This is a genomic window from Martelella alba, from assembly GCF_005217455.1.
In the GTDB taxonomy this organism is placed as follows: domain Bacteria; phylum Pseudomonadota; class Gammaproteobacteria; order Enterobacterales; family Enterobacteriaceae; genus Acerihabitans.
Map to the genome: position 1 here is coordinate 141,843 of NZ_SZPQ01000006.1, position 15,958 is coordinate 157,800.

At 57.4% G+C, this 15,958-nt stretch carries 17 protein-coding genes; 7 read left to right on the plus strand and 10 right to left on the minus strand.

What is annotated here, in order from left to right:
* Positions 1–303: 303 nt before the first annotated feature.
* Positions 304–1,017: a glutamine amidotransferase gene (locus FCN80_RS07335; protein ID WP_136989484.1), complete on the plus strand. Its 714-nt coding sequence runs from the start codon at positions 304–306 to the stop codon at positions 1,015–1,017.
* Between the two features lie 78 nt (positions 1,018–1,095).
* Here FCN80_RS07335 and FCN80_RS07340 read toward each other — a convergent pair whose 3' ends face one another.
* The 9 genes from FCN80_RS07340 to nifH all read right to left on the minus strand — a co-directional run bounded on the left by FCN80_RS07340 (position 1,096) and on the right by nifH (position 10,087).
* Positions 1,096–2,265 carry a sigma 54-interacting transcriptional regulator gene (locus FCN80_RS07340; RefSeq protein ID WP_136989486.1) on the minus strand — a complete coding sequence of 390 codons (1,170 nt, stop codon included), beginning with the start codon at positions 2,263–2,265 and terminating at the stop codon, positions 1,096–1,098.
* Complete coding sequence (locus FCN80_RS07345) at positions 2,255–3,886, minus strand: sigma 54-interacting transcriptional regulator (protein WP_136989488.1); 1,632 nt, start codon at positions 3,884–3,886, stop codon at positions 2,255–2,257. Before FCN80_RS07345 ends, FCN80_RS07340 begins: the two co-directional genes overlap by 11 nt.
* A gap of 166 nt (positions 3,887–4,052) precedes the next feature.
* Entirely contained in the window at positions 4,053–4,733 is a 681-nt protein-coding gene (anfO, locus tag FCN80_RS07350) for a Fe-only nitrogenase accessory protein AnfO (protein WP_136989490.1), read from the minus strand.
* A gap of 105 nt (positions 4,734–4,838) precedes the next feature.
* Positions 4,839–5,363 (minus strand): pyridoxamine 5'-phosphate oxidase family protein, encoded by a 525-nt coding sequence (locus tag FCN80_RS07355; RefSeq protein ID WP_230492545.1) that lies wholly within the window; start codon positions 5,361–5,363, stop codon positions 4,839–4,841.
* 10 nt (positions 5,364–5,373) lie between these two features.
* A complete protein-coding gene (locus FCN80_RS07360) occupies positions 5,374–5,793 on the minus strand; it encodes a hypothetical protein (RefSeq protein ID WP_136989492.1) in 420 nt (139 codons plus the stop codon).
* A 97-nt stretch (positions 5,794–5,890) separates the two neighbouring features.
* Complete coding sequence (gene anfK, locus FCN80_RS07365; protein WP_136989494.1) at positions 5,891–7,279, minus strand: Fe-only nitrogenase subunit beta; 1,389 nt, start codon at positions 7,277–7,279, stop codon at positions 5,891–5,893.
* 21 nt (positions 7,280–7,300) lie between these two features.
* Positions 7,301–7,651: a Fe-only nitrogenase subunit delta gene (anfG, locus tag FCN80_RS07370; RefSeq protein ID WP_136989496.1), complete on the minus strand. Its 351-nt coding sequence runs from the start codon at positions 7,649–7,651 to the stop codon at positions 7,301–7,303.
* A 6-nt stretch (positions 7,652–7,657) separates the two neighbouring features.
* Positions 7,658–9,217, minus strand: a complete 1,560-nt coding sequence (gene anfD / locus FCN80_RS07375; protein WP_136989498.1) for a nitrogenase iron-iron protein, alpha chain — start codon at positions 9,215–9,217, stop codon at positions 7,658–7,660.
* 42 nt (positions 9,218–9,259) lie between these two features.
* On the minus strand, positions 9,260–10,087 hold the full coding sequence (gene nifH / locus FCN80_RS07380) for a nitrogenase iron protein (RefSeq protein WP_136989500.1): 828 nt from the start codon (positions 10,085–10,087) through the stop codon (positions 9,260–9,262).
* Between the two features lie 632 nt (positions 10,088–10,719).
* Between nifH and modD the strand changes: the two genes are divergently transcribed.
* Positions 10,720–11,565 (plus strand): ModD protein, encoded by an 846-nt coding sequence (gene modD, locus FCN80_RS07385; RefSeq protein WP_136989502.1) that lies wholly within the window; start codon positions 10,720–10,722, stop codon positions 11,563–11,565.
* A gap of 8 nt (positions 11,566–11,573) precedes the next feature.
* Here modD and FCN80_RS07390 read toward each other — a convergent pair whose 3' ends face one another.
* Positions 11,574–12,002 (minus strand): TOBE domain-containing protein, encoded by a 429-nt coding sequence (locus FCN80_RS07390; protein WP_136989504.1) that lies wholly within the window; start codon positions 12,000–12,002, stop codon positions 11,574–11,576.
* A 176-nt stretch (positions 12,003–12,178) separates the two neighbouring features.
* Here FCN80_RS07390 and FCN80_RS07395 point away from each other — a divergent pair, with 176 nt between their 5' ends.
* From FCN80_RS07395 to FCN80_RS07415, 5 genes are all read left to right on the plus strand, one after another.
* On the plus strand, positions 12,179–13,111 hold the full coding sequence (locus FCN80_RS07395; RefSeq protein ID WP_136989505.1) for an extracellular solute-binding protein: 933 nt from the start codon (positions 12,179–12,181) through the stop codon (positions 13,109–13,111).
* A gap of 15 nt (positions 13,112–13,126) precedes the next feature.
* Positions 13,127–13,882: a molybdate ABC transporter permease subunit gene (locus tag FCN80_RS07400; protein WP_136989507.1), complete on the plus strand. Its 756-nt coding sequence runs from the start codon at positions 13,127–13,129 to the stop codon at positions 13,880–13,882.
* Between the two features lie 224 nt (positions 13,883–14,106).
* Complete coding sequence (locus tag FCN80_RS07405) at positions 14,107–14,673, plus strand: Csu type fimbrial protein (RefSeq protein ID WP_136989509.1); 567 nt, start codon at positions 14,107–14,109, stop codon at positions 14,671–14,673.
* Between the two features lie 26 nt (positions 14,674–14,699).
* Positions 14,700–15,212, plus strand: a complete 513-nt coding sequence (locus FCN80_RS07410) for a Csu type fimbrial protein (RefSeq protein WP_136989587.1) — start codon at positions 14,700–14,702, stop codon at positions 15,210–15,212.
* A gap of 17 nt (positions 15,213–15,229) precedes the next feature.
* A complete protein-coding gene (locus FCN80_RS07415; RefSeq protein ID WP_136989510.1) occupies positions 15,230–15,958 on the plus strand; it encodes a fimbrial biogenesis chaperone in 729 nt (242 codons plus the stop codon).

Sequence of the window (15,958 nt, forward strand, 5' to 3'; positions counted from 1 at the left end):
CTCACGCCATACTATCTATGTCTTGCGTCTTACCCGTCGCATAAGAAAAGCAGCTGGATGTTCCCAGTCCCTCGTAGCCAACGGAAAGTATTTAGCGTATAAGCTCTGGTTTATCTCTACGCCGCAGCGCGCCGACGGCAACATAATATACTCTAAATACGTCGAGTTGCATCGCGGCGGCAAGTGAGCGAGTCTCCAGGAGCATCGCTCACTCCGTGACCGGGGTGAGCGGGTGCGGCCAACAAAGAGGCAACGTGAAGTATGACGAGTATAGATAGATAGCCTATTTGTCGGGAGAACAAGATGCCGAATGTGTTGGCGGTATACCATGTGGCCTTTGAAGACCTCGGTTCGCTTGGCGCCGTGCTGGCCGAAAACGGATATTCCGTCACCCTGGCCGACGCCAGCAGGATAGACTGGTCGACGCTGGAATCCAGCGCCTATGATTTGGTGGTGGTGCTTGGCGGGCCCATCGGGGTTTATGAGCAAACATCATATCCTTTTCTTATGCATGAGATCCGTCTCATCCGTCAACGCCTGGCGCAAGCACAGCCGACACTGGGTATCTGCCTCGGCGCCCAACTGATGGCGGCGGCGGCCGGTTCGCGGGTTTATCCCGGCCAGGCGGGCAAAGAGATTGGGTGGTCGGCGCTGCGGCCTGGCGCGGATGCCGGGGAACTGCCGGCGTTAACCCCCCTGCTGGAACGGCAAATCCGGGTACTGCACTGGCACGGCGACACCTTTGATCTCCCCGAGGGGGCCCGTCTTCTGGCGGGATCCGAACGCTACGCCAATCAAGTATTCACGCTCGGCAAGCATGGGCTGGGTTTTCAATGCCACCTTGAAGTGACCGCCGCCGGGCTTGAGTCCTGGTATATCGGTCATGCCTGCGAGCTGGCCGGCGCGGGTATCGATGTCGTCCGGCTCAGGGAGGACGGGCGGCGTTACGCGCCGCTGTTGCAAGAGGCGGCCGGCCAATTCTGGCAATCCTGGCTTGCGGGTATAGCGCGCCGTTGAACATGGCGCGGAAAGCACCGTCGTCCCGCGGCGGCGGGTTTCATTGCCGGCCGCGGCAGGGCTGTCCGGGCGTATCCACTAGAACTTATCCACCTGGATATCCAATTTCTTGAGCGCGTAGTAAAGCTGTCGCGGGGTGATATTCAGTAAACGGGCGGCCTTGGCCTTGACGCCGCCGCTTTTTTTCAGCGCCCCAATCAACCGGCGCCGGGCGTCGTCGCCGGCGATAAACGCCTCGGCCCGCCCTGCGGCGCGGCGATCGGGCGCCGGCATGGGCGGCCAGGCCGCGGCCGACACAAACGGGGCGCCGGCCTCATTGGCTGCCGCCGGCATCGTCTGCTGATCCAGGATCCGTTGGTTCAGCCGCTGACGGAAACAGCGGCCCGTCAGGCAGGGCAATTGGCGAACCGCATCATTAACGGCCTGCAAAGCGGCATGTTCCAGACAATTTTCAAAATCGCGCACATTGCCCGGCCATCGGCAGCAATACAGCGGCGCCAGCGCTGCCTCGTCGATGGTCAGACAGGTGCCGTTAACGCGGTTATAGCGCTCGTAAAAGTAGGCGGCCAGCGCCGGGATGTCCTCTTTTCTTTCCCGTAGCGGCGGCAGCGATACTGTGGCGATATGGATACGGTAATACAGTTCCGCCAATAGCTCGCCTTGTACCATCATTTTTTCCAGGTTCTTTTCCGTGGCGCAAATAATCCGCACGTCGGCGGGCAACGATTCGCCGCCCCCCAGGGGCTGATACATCTGCTCTTGCAGGAAATGAAATAGCCGCTTTTGCAGCGCCAGGGAGAAACCGCCGATTTCACTGATAAACAGCGTGCCGCCCTCGGCCCGCGCGATCTGACCGGCATAGGGGCCGCCGGGGGTTGCGAATCCCGCTTCGCTGCCAAACAGCGCCAACAGGACTTCGGCGGGGTCCTGGTAGTCGCAGCAGAGCTTGACGAAGGGACCGGCGGCCCGGGGCGACATCTGATGTATCGCCCGGGCGATAACATCCTTGCCGGTACCCGGTTCCCCGCGCAATACCACCGTCGAACACGTCGGCGCGACCCGCGCCACGGCCGCCATCACCGCTTTCATGGCCGGCGAACAGGTGATGATCTTATCCACCTCATGGCGGAATGGGCCTTGTCGCGGACGATCGCCCCCGGCGGGGCAACGCCGCGTCCGCCCCTTTGGCCGTGGCACCATGACCTGATTCTGCCCGCCGGTCGCCGGCGGCGACGCATCAATGGCCATAGCGATCCGCGCACCGATAATCTTTGTAATTAAGGCGATATTTGGCCATGCGCAGGCCAAGCATTCGCCGGGTCAGCCCCAGATGCGCGGCCGCTTTGGACATATTGCCCTGATGGCGCGACAGGGAATCGACAATGATTTCGTACTCCATCAACGAAAGGCGCGCCTCCAATCCCGCCTGGCCTTGCAGCTCGCCCAGCATGGCCGGCTGCAAAGCGGCGGGCAGATGATAACTGTGAATAACGCCGTCTTCCGCCAGCAGTACCGCCCGCTCCATCAGGTTTTCCAGTTCCCGCACATTGCCCGGCCAGTCATGGTTGAGTAACAGATTCAGCGCCGGCGTGGAAATCGTCGGTACATCGACCTGCTGCTCTTTGGCAAACCGCACATTAAAATGCTCGGCCAGTAGCAGGATATCGTTACCCCGCTCGCGCAGGGGGGGAATCGTGATGGGAAAGACATTCAGGCGATAAAACAGATCCTCCCGGAAAGTGCCTTTGGCGACCATGTCGGACAAATCACAATGGGTGGCCGCCAGAATACGGACATTGACCTTGATGGATTCGTTACTGCCCAGCCGCTCGAAACACCGCTCCTGGATAACCCGCAGCAACTTGGCCTGCACCGCCGGCGACAGCTCGCCCACTTCGTCCAGAAACAACGTCCCGCCATGCGCCTCTTCGAACCGGCCGGCCCGGCGCGCCACCGCGCCGGTGAACGCGCCCTTTTCATGGCCGAACAATTCGCTTTCGATGACGCTTTCCGGCAGCGACGCGCAATTGAACTTGACGAAAGGGCCGCTTGCGCAGCTGCTGTTATAATGAATGGCGCTGGCCACCCGTTCTTTACCCACGCCGCTTTCTCCCAGAATCAATACCGTCGTACGGGCGCGGCTGACTTTGTCGATCATCCGGTAAACGGACTGCATCGCCTTGGAATTACCGATAATATTCGCCGGCTTGAATTGCTCTTTCAGTTCGTTTTTAAGCAGCGCATGGTGATCCTTGAGCATCTGATGATGGGCGCGCTCCAACAAGTGCAACTCCACCGCCTGGGCGATGGTGGTGGCGATAACGGCCAGCACCTCTAAATCAAGCTGCAGCAATTGCCGGTTATTATAAAGGCGCTCGACGCCAATGGTGCCCATGACTTTCATACCGCGCATGATGGGTACGCAGATGAACGACAGATGGCTGTCGCGCTGGCGATCCCAACTGCCGGTGCGGTTCAGGAACAACGGTTCATCGGCGATAAGCGGCACGATAATCGGTTGCCGGCTTTCCACGACTTTGCCGGTAATGCCTTCGCCGGGGTAATAAACGCCTTTTTCGCTTTCTTCTTTCGACAATCCAAGGCTTTCATGAATAAAAATCTGATCGCAACTGGCATCGTAAAGGGAAATCATCGCCCGGGTGACCTGCAGGTGCTCCTGCATCAGTTCCAGCACCAGCTTGAGCGTTTTGGTCAGCGACCCTTCGCGGCTGACCACTTTGCTCACTTCCGACAACAAAGGCAGTAACGCCGACCGGCATTCACCCAACCGGCAGATACGCGATAACGATACCGCCAGGGAAGCCCGGCCGACGCCGGTCGCAATCGACGGGTTAACATTTTGATTCATGACCCTCTCTCCTCCGGAATGATGTGCCGGTAAGTTCACCACACGGCTTGGGAAGATCATGTTGCAAATAGAGAGCCAGGATCCGTTATATAATTAAATATATAACGACATGATTTGAAATGACATTCGCCACGGCGTTTTGTACGCGCGCAAGTCCTGTTGTACCTTATTCGACAATCCCCGAACGCAATTGTACGGTTTCGCACGACGCGGCCTCCGGCGCTGTCTGGTCGGAGGCCGAACGGATCAGCGCCGCGCGGCAGCGGCCGTCCGGCAATCGTTCCGTCGTCAGGGTCACCCCCAGCGCCGGTAATTCCCGCGGGAACCATTTAGGCACATGATCGCACAACACGTCCAGCCGCGTGAATTCGCCACGCCGCAGGAACGGCCGCAGTATCTGTTTGGACGTGAGCGCGCTATCGCTCTGGAGCGCATCAATGAGATTCAGCCGATATTCTCCCGGCGCATCGGCGGGACGAATAACTTCCCCGGCCGGCGAGGAATATCCCTCCCGGGACGCGTTTTGTTCAACCTGGCGGCGAATATGCGGCAGCACCGCCAACGGATCGCCGGCATGCCGCCACATGGCGATGCCCATACCGTCAAAATAGGACAACAGCGCCCCATGGATGGCGCGGGCGACAAAATGGCGACAGCCGGCCAGCGCTTCCAGCATGGTTAATGTCCGGGCGCGGATTTCCGCCAGTCCCATCCCCGCATCCAAACTGAACGGGATATCCCGCTCCGGTCGCCAGCCGTCCGGCAGGGAATCATAGACGCGCACCCGGCCCGGTTGGAACAGCGCGGCCGTCTCGCCGGCCGCGTCGATAAATACCGCAATTTTCATCGTTCCCCTCCGCAAGCCGGCGCCTGTATCCGGCGAAACAGCCGGACAGGCACCGTCGATACCCTGAATACGTCGAGTCGCATCCTTGCAGCATGACGGGAATAGTCAAAATCCGTGCTTTTTCCCCTTTAAGGATTCAATGTCGATGCGCACCACCAGCGTGGCCCGCACCTTGGACGGCGCCAATTGCCAGGTTTTATCGCTGAAGCGGGCGACAATCCGATGCAGCGCGGCAATTTTTTCTTGCTCGTCTTCAATGAAGACCGCCTGACCCAGGCCGATCACCGTCCGGTGTCTGGCCTCGAAATTACAGACGATGTCGTCTTCCACCACGCCATGATCGGTGGAAACCGCAAAACAGACCCGGTGGTTGCGTTTGAGGATAGCCACCTTACTCCCCGCCCTGGCCGAGTGAAAATACAATGCCGCGCCGTCCCAGGCATAAAACACCGGCACCAGAAAGGGCACATCATTATCCGCCAGGGCGAGGTACATCACCCGATTGGCGGCGAGGATGTCTTCGATTTCCCGCCGGTCGGTTATTTCCCGCTCATCGCGGCGCATCTCGCCATGGGGATGTCCCGGCAGGGAATGGCTTGTCGTCGACTGCATAATGTTCTCGGACTGCATAATGTTCTCGCTATTTGGAGGGCGCGCCGTGATTTTCCAGAGCCTGAACCAGCTCCGCCAAAGACCGGCAAAGGGTAAGAATATGGCTGGCATCCTGTTCGCCGGGAGTCCCATGATGGTAGTTTTCCAGGGAACAGATGCCGAAAATCTCGTCCAGCGCCCGGATATCGCGCTCCAGTTGCGGTTCGAATTTCATTACCTCGCCGGCGGTATCCATCAGGCTGCCGTAGTTGTGGTTGAACGGCATGCTGCCGTACCAGGCGCATAACGCAATCAGATAACATTCCACCGCCAGCGATGCCACATTAAAGATGAGGCCGACGGATTGCGCTTGTTCGGCGAACAATTGCGCCCGCCGGTGATAGCCCCGGGCGTCCCGGGTAAGCCGGATGAATTTCTGCCGATCGTTCTCAAACAATAAACGGGACATACACTCTCTCCTCGCAACAACGTTGCCGGACGCCCCGGCGTCCGGCGATCCGCCGTCCCCGCCCGCCCCGGTCACGCCGGAGCGGGCCGGCGGCGTCTTACCAGACGTTCAGCAGCCATTCCTTGTTTTTCTTGTATTCCATATCGGTAAACAAGGCATTGGCCATTTGTTCCGCCAACCAGATGGCGCCGGCATAGCCCACAACCGGGTGGCGATAGGATCCCGCCCGGTCATAAGTGGGAAATCCGACCCGCACCATGGGGATCTGGTTGTCGATGGCCGTAAACCGTCCCTTGGAATGGCCGAGAATCAAATCCAATTGCAATCCGTCCTGGGTGATGCGTTTTTCCAGTTCCCATAAGTCGGCGTTGGTCACGATGTCCATATCGTCGGTCACATGCGCCCGGAGCGCCTCAATACGCGGATCCGACGCGTATTGCGGGTTGTCGTCCCCCAGCAGCAGCAAGACGGGCTTCATTTCCATATCCAGGCAAAACTCCGCCAGACCGATAACCAAATCGGGATTGCCATAAATGGCCACCCGTTTGTCCGCCAGAAACATATGCACCAAATCGGTTAAGGCGTCCAGAGCGATGCCCCGCTCGCGCACCAGCGACTCGGGAATGGGCTTGCCGGTGAGTGTCTTGAGATTGCGCAAGAACGTGTCCGTGTTACGGATGCCGATAGGCGTGGGGCCGATTATCGCCGGCACGCCGAATTCACTCTCCAGGTAGTCGGCCGCCTTGCGTCCCTCATAACGGTTCAGGGCGATAGTCGCCATGGCGTTTGCGGTGCCGGTCAAATCCTCAATGGTGGTGTTGCCGTGGGAAACCGTGTTGCCGTAAGGCATTAGCGGCGAGTCGAAATTTTCGATCTCGAACAACACCGTCGCCTTGATGTCCATGGCGGCCAGCAAATGCTTAAGGGCCGTAACGTCCCCTGGATTAACCCAGCCGGTGACGAGGTTGATTTTGCCATTGGGTTGGCTTTTTTGGGCGAAATGCTTCACGAAGTCCCGCACGGCCAGGTCATAACCGGTCACCATGCTGCCGACAAAGCTGGGCGTATGAACCGGAATCAGATGCACTTCGCGCCCGGGATATTTTTCCTTCAGCAAGCCGTTGTTCAACTTCATGACCGCGCCATCAATATCGTCGCCGATGACCTCGGTAGAGCAGGTGGTAATGATCGGAATCACCTTAACGTGCGGATAACGCATCAGCAGGACATCCACCGCCTTTTCCACCCGGTCCAGCGCCCCGAATACCGCGCCGTCCTCGTGCACCGAAGACGAGGCGATCTCGAAGCTCTCCTTGAGATGCTGGGAGATCAGCAGGCGGACAAACATGACGCATCCCTGCCCGCCATGCACGATGCCGATGCAATCCTTGATGCCGATACTGGCGTACTGCGCGCCGGCCGGCTGGCAGGTAAATATGGGATTGATAACGCCAACGCGCTCTTTCGCCATCAGTTCACAAGACATGATTTTTCCCCTACATACTCGCTAATAGTGCGGATCGGTTAGCTCGGCATTCAGCGAACCGGTGATCGTCAGATAATCGAGACGTTCATGCACCGCCTGCATCAACGTTTTGATATCGTCCTTTGCCATGGCGTTCAGCCAGTCGAACCGGGTGCGGTACGTCTCGGCCAATACAACGGCATCCACCCAATAACAGCGATCCGCCGGCGTGGTTAATTCCACCGGTTCGTCGCATAGCAGCCGCATGGTCATGGTGAGAATGCCGGCATTCTGTTTTTCCCGGTCCCAGGCCCGCGAATGGAATTGCCACAGGCAATTTTTCATGATGTAGTCGATCATCGCCTCGACCCGTTGTTCAGTCGTTTCCATCATTCCCTCCTAGCCGGCCGCTTTCATGGATTCCCACTGCGGGTACTCGCGCTCGCGCAATTTCGACAGGCTATCGAAGCCGCCGCTGTAAGGCCTGAGCGTTGTCGATGCGACGATCGCCGGATCCAGTTCGCCGTCCGACAGCATGGTCCGGGTGGCGAAACCGATGTCGGCGGGAATCTCGTCTTTGCTGATATCCAGCAGCGCCAGACGGTGGATGGGTGAATAGATGGCGTTGTAAATGTCGCGGGCGAAGCGCACCCACCCTTCGAACCCTTTATAAGGGCCGTTATGGTAGGCATGGGCATTCAAATAAGGAACCCGGATCTTTTTCGCCACTTCGCCCGGCCGTTTGCCGGTAAAGATCACGTCAGGCTGCAACTTGCGCATGGCCTCCAGTCCTTCCAGCTCGTTGGGGTCATCAATGGCCAACGCGCCGGCCTCGCAACGGGCGATGCCTTTTTCCATATCACCCTGGTGGCCGAATTTGGTATAGACCGACACCACTTCCACACCCATTTCTTCGTGGATGACATGAGCCCAGTGCCAAAGTTTGGAGCCGCCCGGCCACAGACAGACCTTCTTGCCTTTCAACCGCGCCTTGTACCACTCCAGCTCCGGCTGCCAACGGGCGATTTCTTCGTCGATAATGGCCTTCGCCCGCGCCTCGATACCGAAAAACAAACCGATTTTGCGCAGCGAATCGGACAAGGGCCCGAAACCGAAACCGTCGATATCCAAGCGGGGAATACCGTAGCGCACGCGCAGCTCGTTGCAGATGTATTCCGCCGAACGGGCGCACTCCAGCACGTTGAGGTGCGCGCGGTGCATGGCGCGCAAATCATCGTAGGAGCCGTTGCCGGTAAAAGTGGACAGCACCTGAATCCCCATGCGTTTGAAGTAATCGGTCATCACTTCCTGATCGCCCTGGATGTTGTACTCGCCCACATAATTAATGACGTAGTCGCTAGTGATTTTCGGCTCGACGGTGCCGACTTTTTGGTTTACCCAGGCGATATTGATTTTATGGTGCCCGCCGGACTGGCTGGGGCCGGCGAAACCGGGGGAGTTACAGACGAAAATATCCACGTCCGGCATTTCATCCATCACCTCCTGGGCCACCGCCGCGATATCGTCGCCAATCAGGGCGGAAGCGCACGTTTGGTAAATGGTCATGCGCTTGATCGTCGGATGCGCTTTAAACGCTTCGATAATATTTTTTTTCAGCATGCCCTCCGCGCCGAACACGATGTGCTTTTCCTTCATGTCGGTGGCAAAGGTATATTTCAACTGGAAGTTATCGTTATCGCTAATGTAGCGCTTGGTTTGCCAGGTGTCGTAAGTACAGCCCACCGGGCCATGACTAATATGGATAACGTCTTTCATCGGCGTACCGATGACGTGCTTGGCGCCGCAATAGGCGCAGCCGCGTTCCGAGATAGTGCCGGGGATGGTATTCAGATAACCGAGCGGCAAGGCGGAGGTCAGATCCTCATCGGCGCCTTTGACCACCGCGTGCTGTTTCCGCTCGGGTATACATTTGCTGCAATCAAACTCATGGTACGGCATGGTGATTACCTCGCTGCCTTGATGTATCGCGCAATGGCGGACTTAATCGGACAGGCCGTATTTCACGACCATGGCTTCCAATTGATCCATTGATAACGGTTTGGGAATAACGAAATCGGTATTTTCGACAATTTTACGTCCCAACTCGCTGTATTCTTTTGCCTGGTCGGCATTCGGATCGAATTCCGTAACGGTTTTTTTATTGAATTCCGCTTTCTGTACAATATTGTCCCGTGGGACGAAGTGAATCATTTTGGTGCCAATCGCCGCAGTAAACTCTTCAAGAAATTCACGTTCACCGTCCACCTTCCGGCTATTGCAAATAATACCGCCCAGACGCACCCCACTCTGTTTGGCATACTTTACCAGCCCCTTACAGATATTATTGGCCGCATAAATCGCCATCATTTCACCCGAAGCCACAATATAAACTTCCTGCGCCTTGCCGTCGCGGATCGGCATGGCAAAACCGCCGCACACCACATCGCCCAATACGTCGAAAAAAATGAAGTCAAGATCGTCGCTATAGGCCTTATTATTTTCCATCAGATCGATAGCGGTAATCACACCGCGGCCCGCGCAACCAACGCCCGGTTCCGGCCCGCCCGATTCCACGCAGCGAATGTTCTGAAACCCGGTTTTCACCACCATTTCATTAGTGATTTTTTCCGCTCCCTGGTCGCGCAGAACATCCATTAATGTCTCTTGCGGCTTCCCCCCCAAAATAAGTCGGGTAGAATCGGCCTTGGGATCACAGCCATGTATAAAAACCTTTTTATTATGGTAATAAGCCAATGCCGCCGCCGTATTCTGCGTGGTGGTGGATTTGCCGATACCGCCCTTACCATAGATTGCCAGTTTACGCGTCACGATAAATAACTCCTCTTAGAGAATAACACTTAATCTCATTGCCCTGTTTTTGCCATTGTCCCGTCATAGTTCAGGTTGCCATTGGGTTGGCGGTTCGCATTAACCGCCGTGCAGCAACGTGAATTATCCAAGGTCAAATACAGCAAGCCCTATGCCAAAAATCTCCCGACCCAAAATCAAATTAAGCCACGCTGCCGGAATAGCACTGTCATTAACGCCTTATTACTTGTATTAGCTAAAAATATTCGGCAAAAAATTTCAATCGAGAGACCATAATGTTCTCTGACGCAGCTCTGTGACGGCTAACGATTTAGTACATCCAGGAACTTTCATATTGGCTAATCGTTCTTGACGGTGTTTTTTTAGCAAACGCGGAGGAATACACTGAATACCGCACATCGCCGCGCGCGGAAACCGGCGCGTACACGGGGTAGGTGAGGATGTCGAACATGACCCGGGGCGAAAATGGCAAGGGAAATCGCCCTAATGGGATAGGTTCCCGGGGGTACAAAAGAAGCAACGGGGGGTATGGCGGGTATATGATAGCGACATGATCCGTCGGCCATATCCCGGCCGTTGTTATCCATTTGCGTTGCCGGCGCAATGCCCGGCCGCCACGTTGAGGATTCACCATGATTTATCTCTCCGATCACGAACTGGATTGTTTACTGCTTGAAGATGTTCGCTACGGCGATATCACCACCCGCGCCCTGGGTATCGGCGGGCAACATGGCACAATGGCGTTCGCCCGTCGCCGGGCGGGCAAAATCAGCGGGGTTGCCGTCGCCGCCCGACTGCTGGCGCGTTTGGCGTTGCAAGTCGACGTCCGGTCGGTGGACGGCGGTCTGGCCGCGGACGGAGAGACGCTGCTGACCGCTACCGGGACGGCGGAAAAACTGCATCAGGGCTGGAAAGCGGCGCAAAACATTCTGGAATGGTGTTGCGGCGTGGCTCACGCCACGCACGAACTGGTGAGCCGCGCGCAAAAAATCAACGGCGAGATGCGTATCGCTTGTACCCGCAAGACCATTCCCGGCACCAAGAATCTGGCGTTGGCCACGGTATTGGATGGCGGCGGTACCCTACACCGGGTCGGCACCGCCGACAGCCTGATGCTGTTTACCAATCATCGCCGCTTTCGCGCCGATCCGGCGGATTGGCGGGGGCATATCCTGACCTTGCGCCGCAACGCGCCGGACCGGTTAATCGCGGTGGAGGCGGATAACGAGCGAGAAGCGGAAGCGGCCCTGCGCGCCAAGCCCGATATGCTGCAACTGGACAAGTTTTCCCCCACGGCGGTCAGCAAAATCCTGGCATTGGCCGCCGCCTGCGCCCCGGATTGCCGGATTGCCGTCGCCGGCGGCATCAATGTCGATAATATCGCCGAATATGCCGCCACCGGCGTCCGACTGGCGGTCACCTCAATGCCCTATTACGCGCAACCGGCGGATATCAAGGTCACCTTGCAGCCCGTCTGATGGGCAAATCAGGCGCGGGTCGCGATAACGATGCTTGACGCTTTGACCAGTGCCGTCACCGCATCGCCTTCCCGTAAATGCAGGCCATTGACGCTTTCATTGGTGATGACCGATACCAGCGAGAGGTCCGGGTCGACCTTTACCGTGATTTCGCTATTGATTGCGCCCTGGGTAATGGCCGTCACTATACCGGGGAACTGATTGCGGGCCGAAAAGCGCAGGCCGTTATCGGCGCGGGTCAGAATAACCCACGGCGCCTTGATAAAGGCGATAGCCTCGCCGCCCTGGCGCAGATTCAGGTTTTGCACGCTGTTGCGCGTGATGGTGGCGATCAAGGTTCGGCCGTTGGGCAAGGTCATTTCAATTTCGTCATTCACCGCGCCGGCGGTGATCGCGGTCACGGTACCTGAAAACTGATTTCTGGCTGATGTAAGCATCTGGTACTCCTGTCACGTTGAATAGGCATTGTTTGCGTCATTTCAGGACAAGCTGGAGAACATCTTCGCATAATATGAAGATCATCATTAATATTTTGTCAGTTTTTTTCTCTTGCATTTTTAATTTTTCAACCGCTATTGTTATGTAACTTTTTATATAACGGTAGATGAGAACAATGAACAGAAAATACCTTTCGGCAATGTTATTTTGCACATTAGGCGCAATAACCAGCCTGTCCGTCCAGGCGGCACAGGATATCAAAGTCACTTACGCCGGCTCTATGGGCGTGGTCATGGACAAACATCTCGGCCCGGCGTTTGCCGACGCGCAACACGCCGCTTATCAGGGACAGGGACAAGGCGCTTACGGCATGGCGCGTCTGCTGGCGTCGAAGAAGGTGGTCGCCGACGTGTTCGTTTCCATAACCCCGGGGCCGATGGACATTCTCAAACAGGCCGGCTTAATCAACGATGCGGTGCCGGTCGCCAGTACCCGCATGGTCATCGCCTATAACCCGAAAAGCAAATTCGCGCCGGCATTCGACGCCGCCCGCAAAGGCGAACCCGGCGCCGCGCCCTGGTGGAAGGTCTTGCAATCCCCCGGCCTGACCTTCGGGCGTACCGATCCGGTCAGCGATCCGCAAGGACAGAATATTATTTTCACCATGAAGCTGGCGGAGCTGTATTACCATCAGCCCGGCCTGGCGCATAAGGTTTTGGGCGATGTTCAGAATCCGAAACAGGTCTTCGCCGAAGGCGGACTGTTGACCCGCCTGGAAGCCGGGCAGGTGGACGCGGCCTCTGGTTACGAAAGCGCGACCCTTTCCTCTAAATTGCCCTATGTGATCCTGCCCGACGAGATCAATCTCAGCAATCCGGACATGGCCAAAAAATGGTACGACAAGGTCAGCTTCCAGGTACGCGACGCGTCCGGCAAGGAAAAAACGCTGAAAACCCAGCCGTTGGTATTTTATGCCGCGGTACTGAATAACGCGCCGGATCCGGTTCTTGCCAAAAAGTTCGTCTCTTATATGCAAAGCCCTGCCGGCCAGGCGCTGTTTAAGCAAAACGGCTACGGACAACCGAAAGGCGGAGCGCTTTATCATTGATACTGTAGCGGTCTGATGTTGTCCCGTTGGCTCGCGGTGCCGGCGATACTGTTGCTGGCGCTGCCGTTTATTACCCTGATTGGCGTCACGCCATGGCACGGGTTTCATCTTGCCTACGGCGATTGGGGGGCGGTGGCGACATCGCTGGGGTTAAGCGGCGTTTCCATACCGCTTATCCTGCTGTTGGGTACGCCGCTGGCGCTGTGGCTGGCGAGAACCGCCTCCCCCATGCGCCATTGGATTGAAATACTGGTGTTAATTCCCTTGTTGACGCCGCCCCTGGCGCTGGGAATTTTGCTGGTCTCGGCCTATGGGCCCTACGGGCCGTTGGGGAGCATCGTCGCCCGGCTGGGCCTGTCGCTGACCAACAATGCCGGCGCTTTTGTTTTGGCCCAGATCTACGGCGCGCTGCCCTATTATGTGATTTCGGCCCGCACGGCATTCGAGTCGGTTTCGCCGGAGGTGGAGGAAGCGGCGAAAGTATTGGGCGCTCCCGCGTGGCAAATCCTGTTCCGCCTGACCCTTCCCCTGGCCCGCCGGGGATTGGCCACCGGCGTGGCTATCGCCTGGGTGAGGGTGATCGGCGAGTTCGGCATCGTACTGGTGTTCTCTTATTTTCCGCAGGGCATCCCGGTTAAACTTTATATCAATTTACAAAATGACGGCATCGACGCGGTATATTCCCTCCTGTGGCTGTTGTTACTGGTGACCCTACCCTTTCCGTTGTGGTGCCTGGCCAGCGCGCGCCGGCAGCAGCGCCGGCGGACCTGAAGCCGCTATCCCGCGCCCGTTTCCCATCGCCGGCTCCGGCGATTGCCAGAATCGGGAATAGTGTTTTAACCCGCTGTCATTATGTAGCCCGGCCATTTCTAACTATGCTTCAAAGATGTTTCAGAAAGCCTATCAGACGCCGCCGGCAAACGGGCAACACGCCCGATAACGGCGCCGGTATAGGCCAGCGCGGCATAGGAGGCCGTATTCTCGAAGGAAATATCATGAATAAAAGACTCGCCATCCTGGGATGGGCGCTGATAGGTCTGGTCATGGGCGCGGCGCGCGCGACAACCACGCAGGGCACCATCAACGCCACGCTGACGCTCACTAATGGTTGTCTGATAAATGGTAATGCCGCCACCAGCAATGCCAACTTCGGAACGCTGGATTTCGGTACCCATCCCGCCACGTTCGATACGATTAGCGCCACGCTGACCGGGGCCACCGGTAGCGGTATTCGTATCCGCTGCACCGATGGCGCCACTTATACCGTACAAATTACCGGTAGCAATAGCTCGCCGAGTAACGTGTACGGTACGCAAACCAATAACTCGCGTTTTATGGTCTCAAGCAGCGATAGTTCCCAAGGCATCGCCTATACCCTATACAACGACGCGGCCTACAACACGCCCATCGCCAATAATATCAATCTGGTCCCGTCCGGCACCCCCGATCCGGTTAATGGCGATATTTATCCGGTGTACGGCAGGATCACCCAGGGCAACAACAATACCGCCATTCCGGCAGGAACCTATAGCGATGTGATTAACGTCCAGGTGGTGTACTGACCGGCGGAGGCGAAGAGAGCGGCGTGATGAAACCCTCTGCCAGCGCGTTGCGCCATCTGGGCGCGGCGCTGCTCATTTGTACCGGCCAGGCCCGGGCGTTGCCAACCCAGACATTCCAGGTGGCCGCCACAATAGTGGCCGGCTGTCAGGTCTTGGGCAGCGGCATCATGGGCACGCTGGATTTCGGCAGCCTTGCTTCGGTCGGCGGTTCCACGGCCGACGGGACATTCAGGCAAAACGGCGCGCTGACCATCGCCTGTACCCCGGGGACGACATTGAGCATGAGTATCGATGGCGGTAGCCATTATGCCAACAGCCGTTATTTGTTACGCGCCGGGGGAACCGATACGGTCGCTTACCGTCTTTTCACCCATTCCGTCTCTGGTTCGGCCAGCGAAATCCCGGTTAATCAAAATATCGCCATCAGTTATGCCGACGCCAACCAGATCACGCTGCCTATCTATGCTACGGCCTATTTGAACGGCGGCCAGCCGGCGGGAACCTATACCGATACCCTTGCGGTCACGCTTTCGTGGTAATTCAGAAGGATCTGATTATGACAATCGTTTCATCCCGCCCATTGGCGCTGGTTCTCACTCTGGCGCTATGGTGGGCGTCGCCATCCATAGCGGGTCACTCGGTGCTGATTTGGCCGGTGGATCCGGTGATCATTGCGAGTCGTCCAGCCACCGAACTCTGGGTGGAAAATCGCGGCGAAAACACCACGTTGCTGCAAATCAGAATTTTTGCCTGGCGCCAAACCGAGGGCGCGGAACACTATCAGACCCAACAGCATATTCAGCCCACACCCGCCATGGTCCGGCTGGAAGCCGGGCATAAGCAGGTTATCCGCCTGTTCAAACAGATCCCGCCCCTTGACGGGCGGGAAGAGGCTTATCGCGTCTTAATCGATGAAATCCCCTTGCCGCGCCACCCCGCCGACCCGGCACGGCATATGCTCGACTTTCAAATGCGCTATTCCATTCCCTTATTTGTCTATGGCCCGCAAAGCTCGCCCGAGGCGGGCGATCCCCGCTTAAGCTGGCGCCTTGGCAGCCATAACGGCAAGGCCTACCTGGAAATCGCCAACCGCGGCCCCATCCATGCCCGCCTGAGCAAGGCGCGCCTGGGCCGTCATCAACTGACCGACGGTCTGCTGGGATATGTTTTGGCCCACTCCAGTCGCCGTTGGCCTCTCAGCGTCAACGCGTCGCCACGGACGCCGTTGGAGATCAGGATAGACAACCGCGCCCTTTTTTGGCGCGGCGTCGCCGAATCCGGTTGA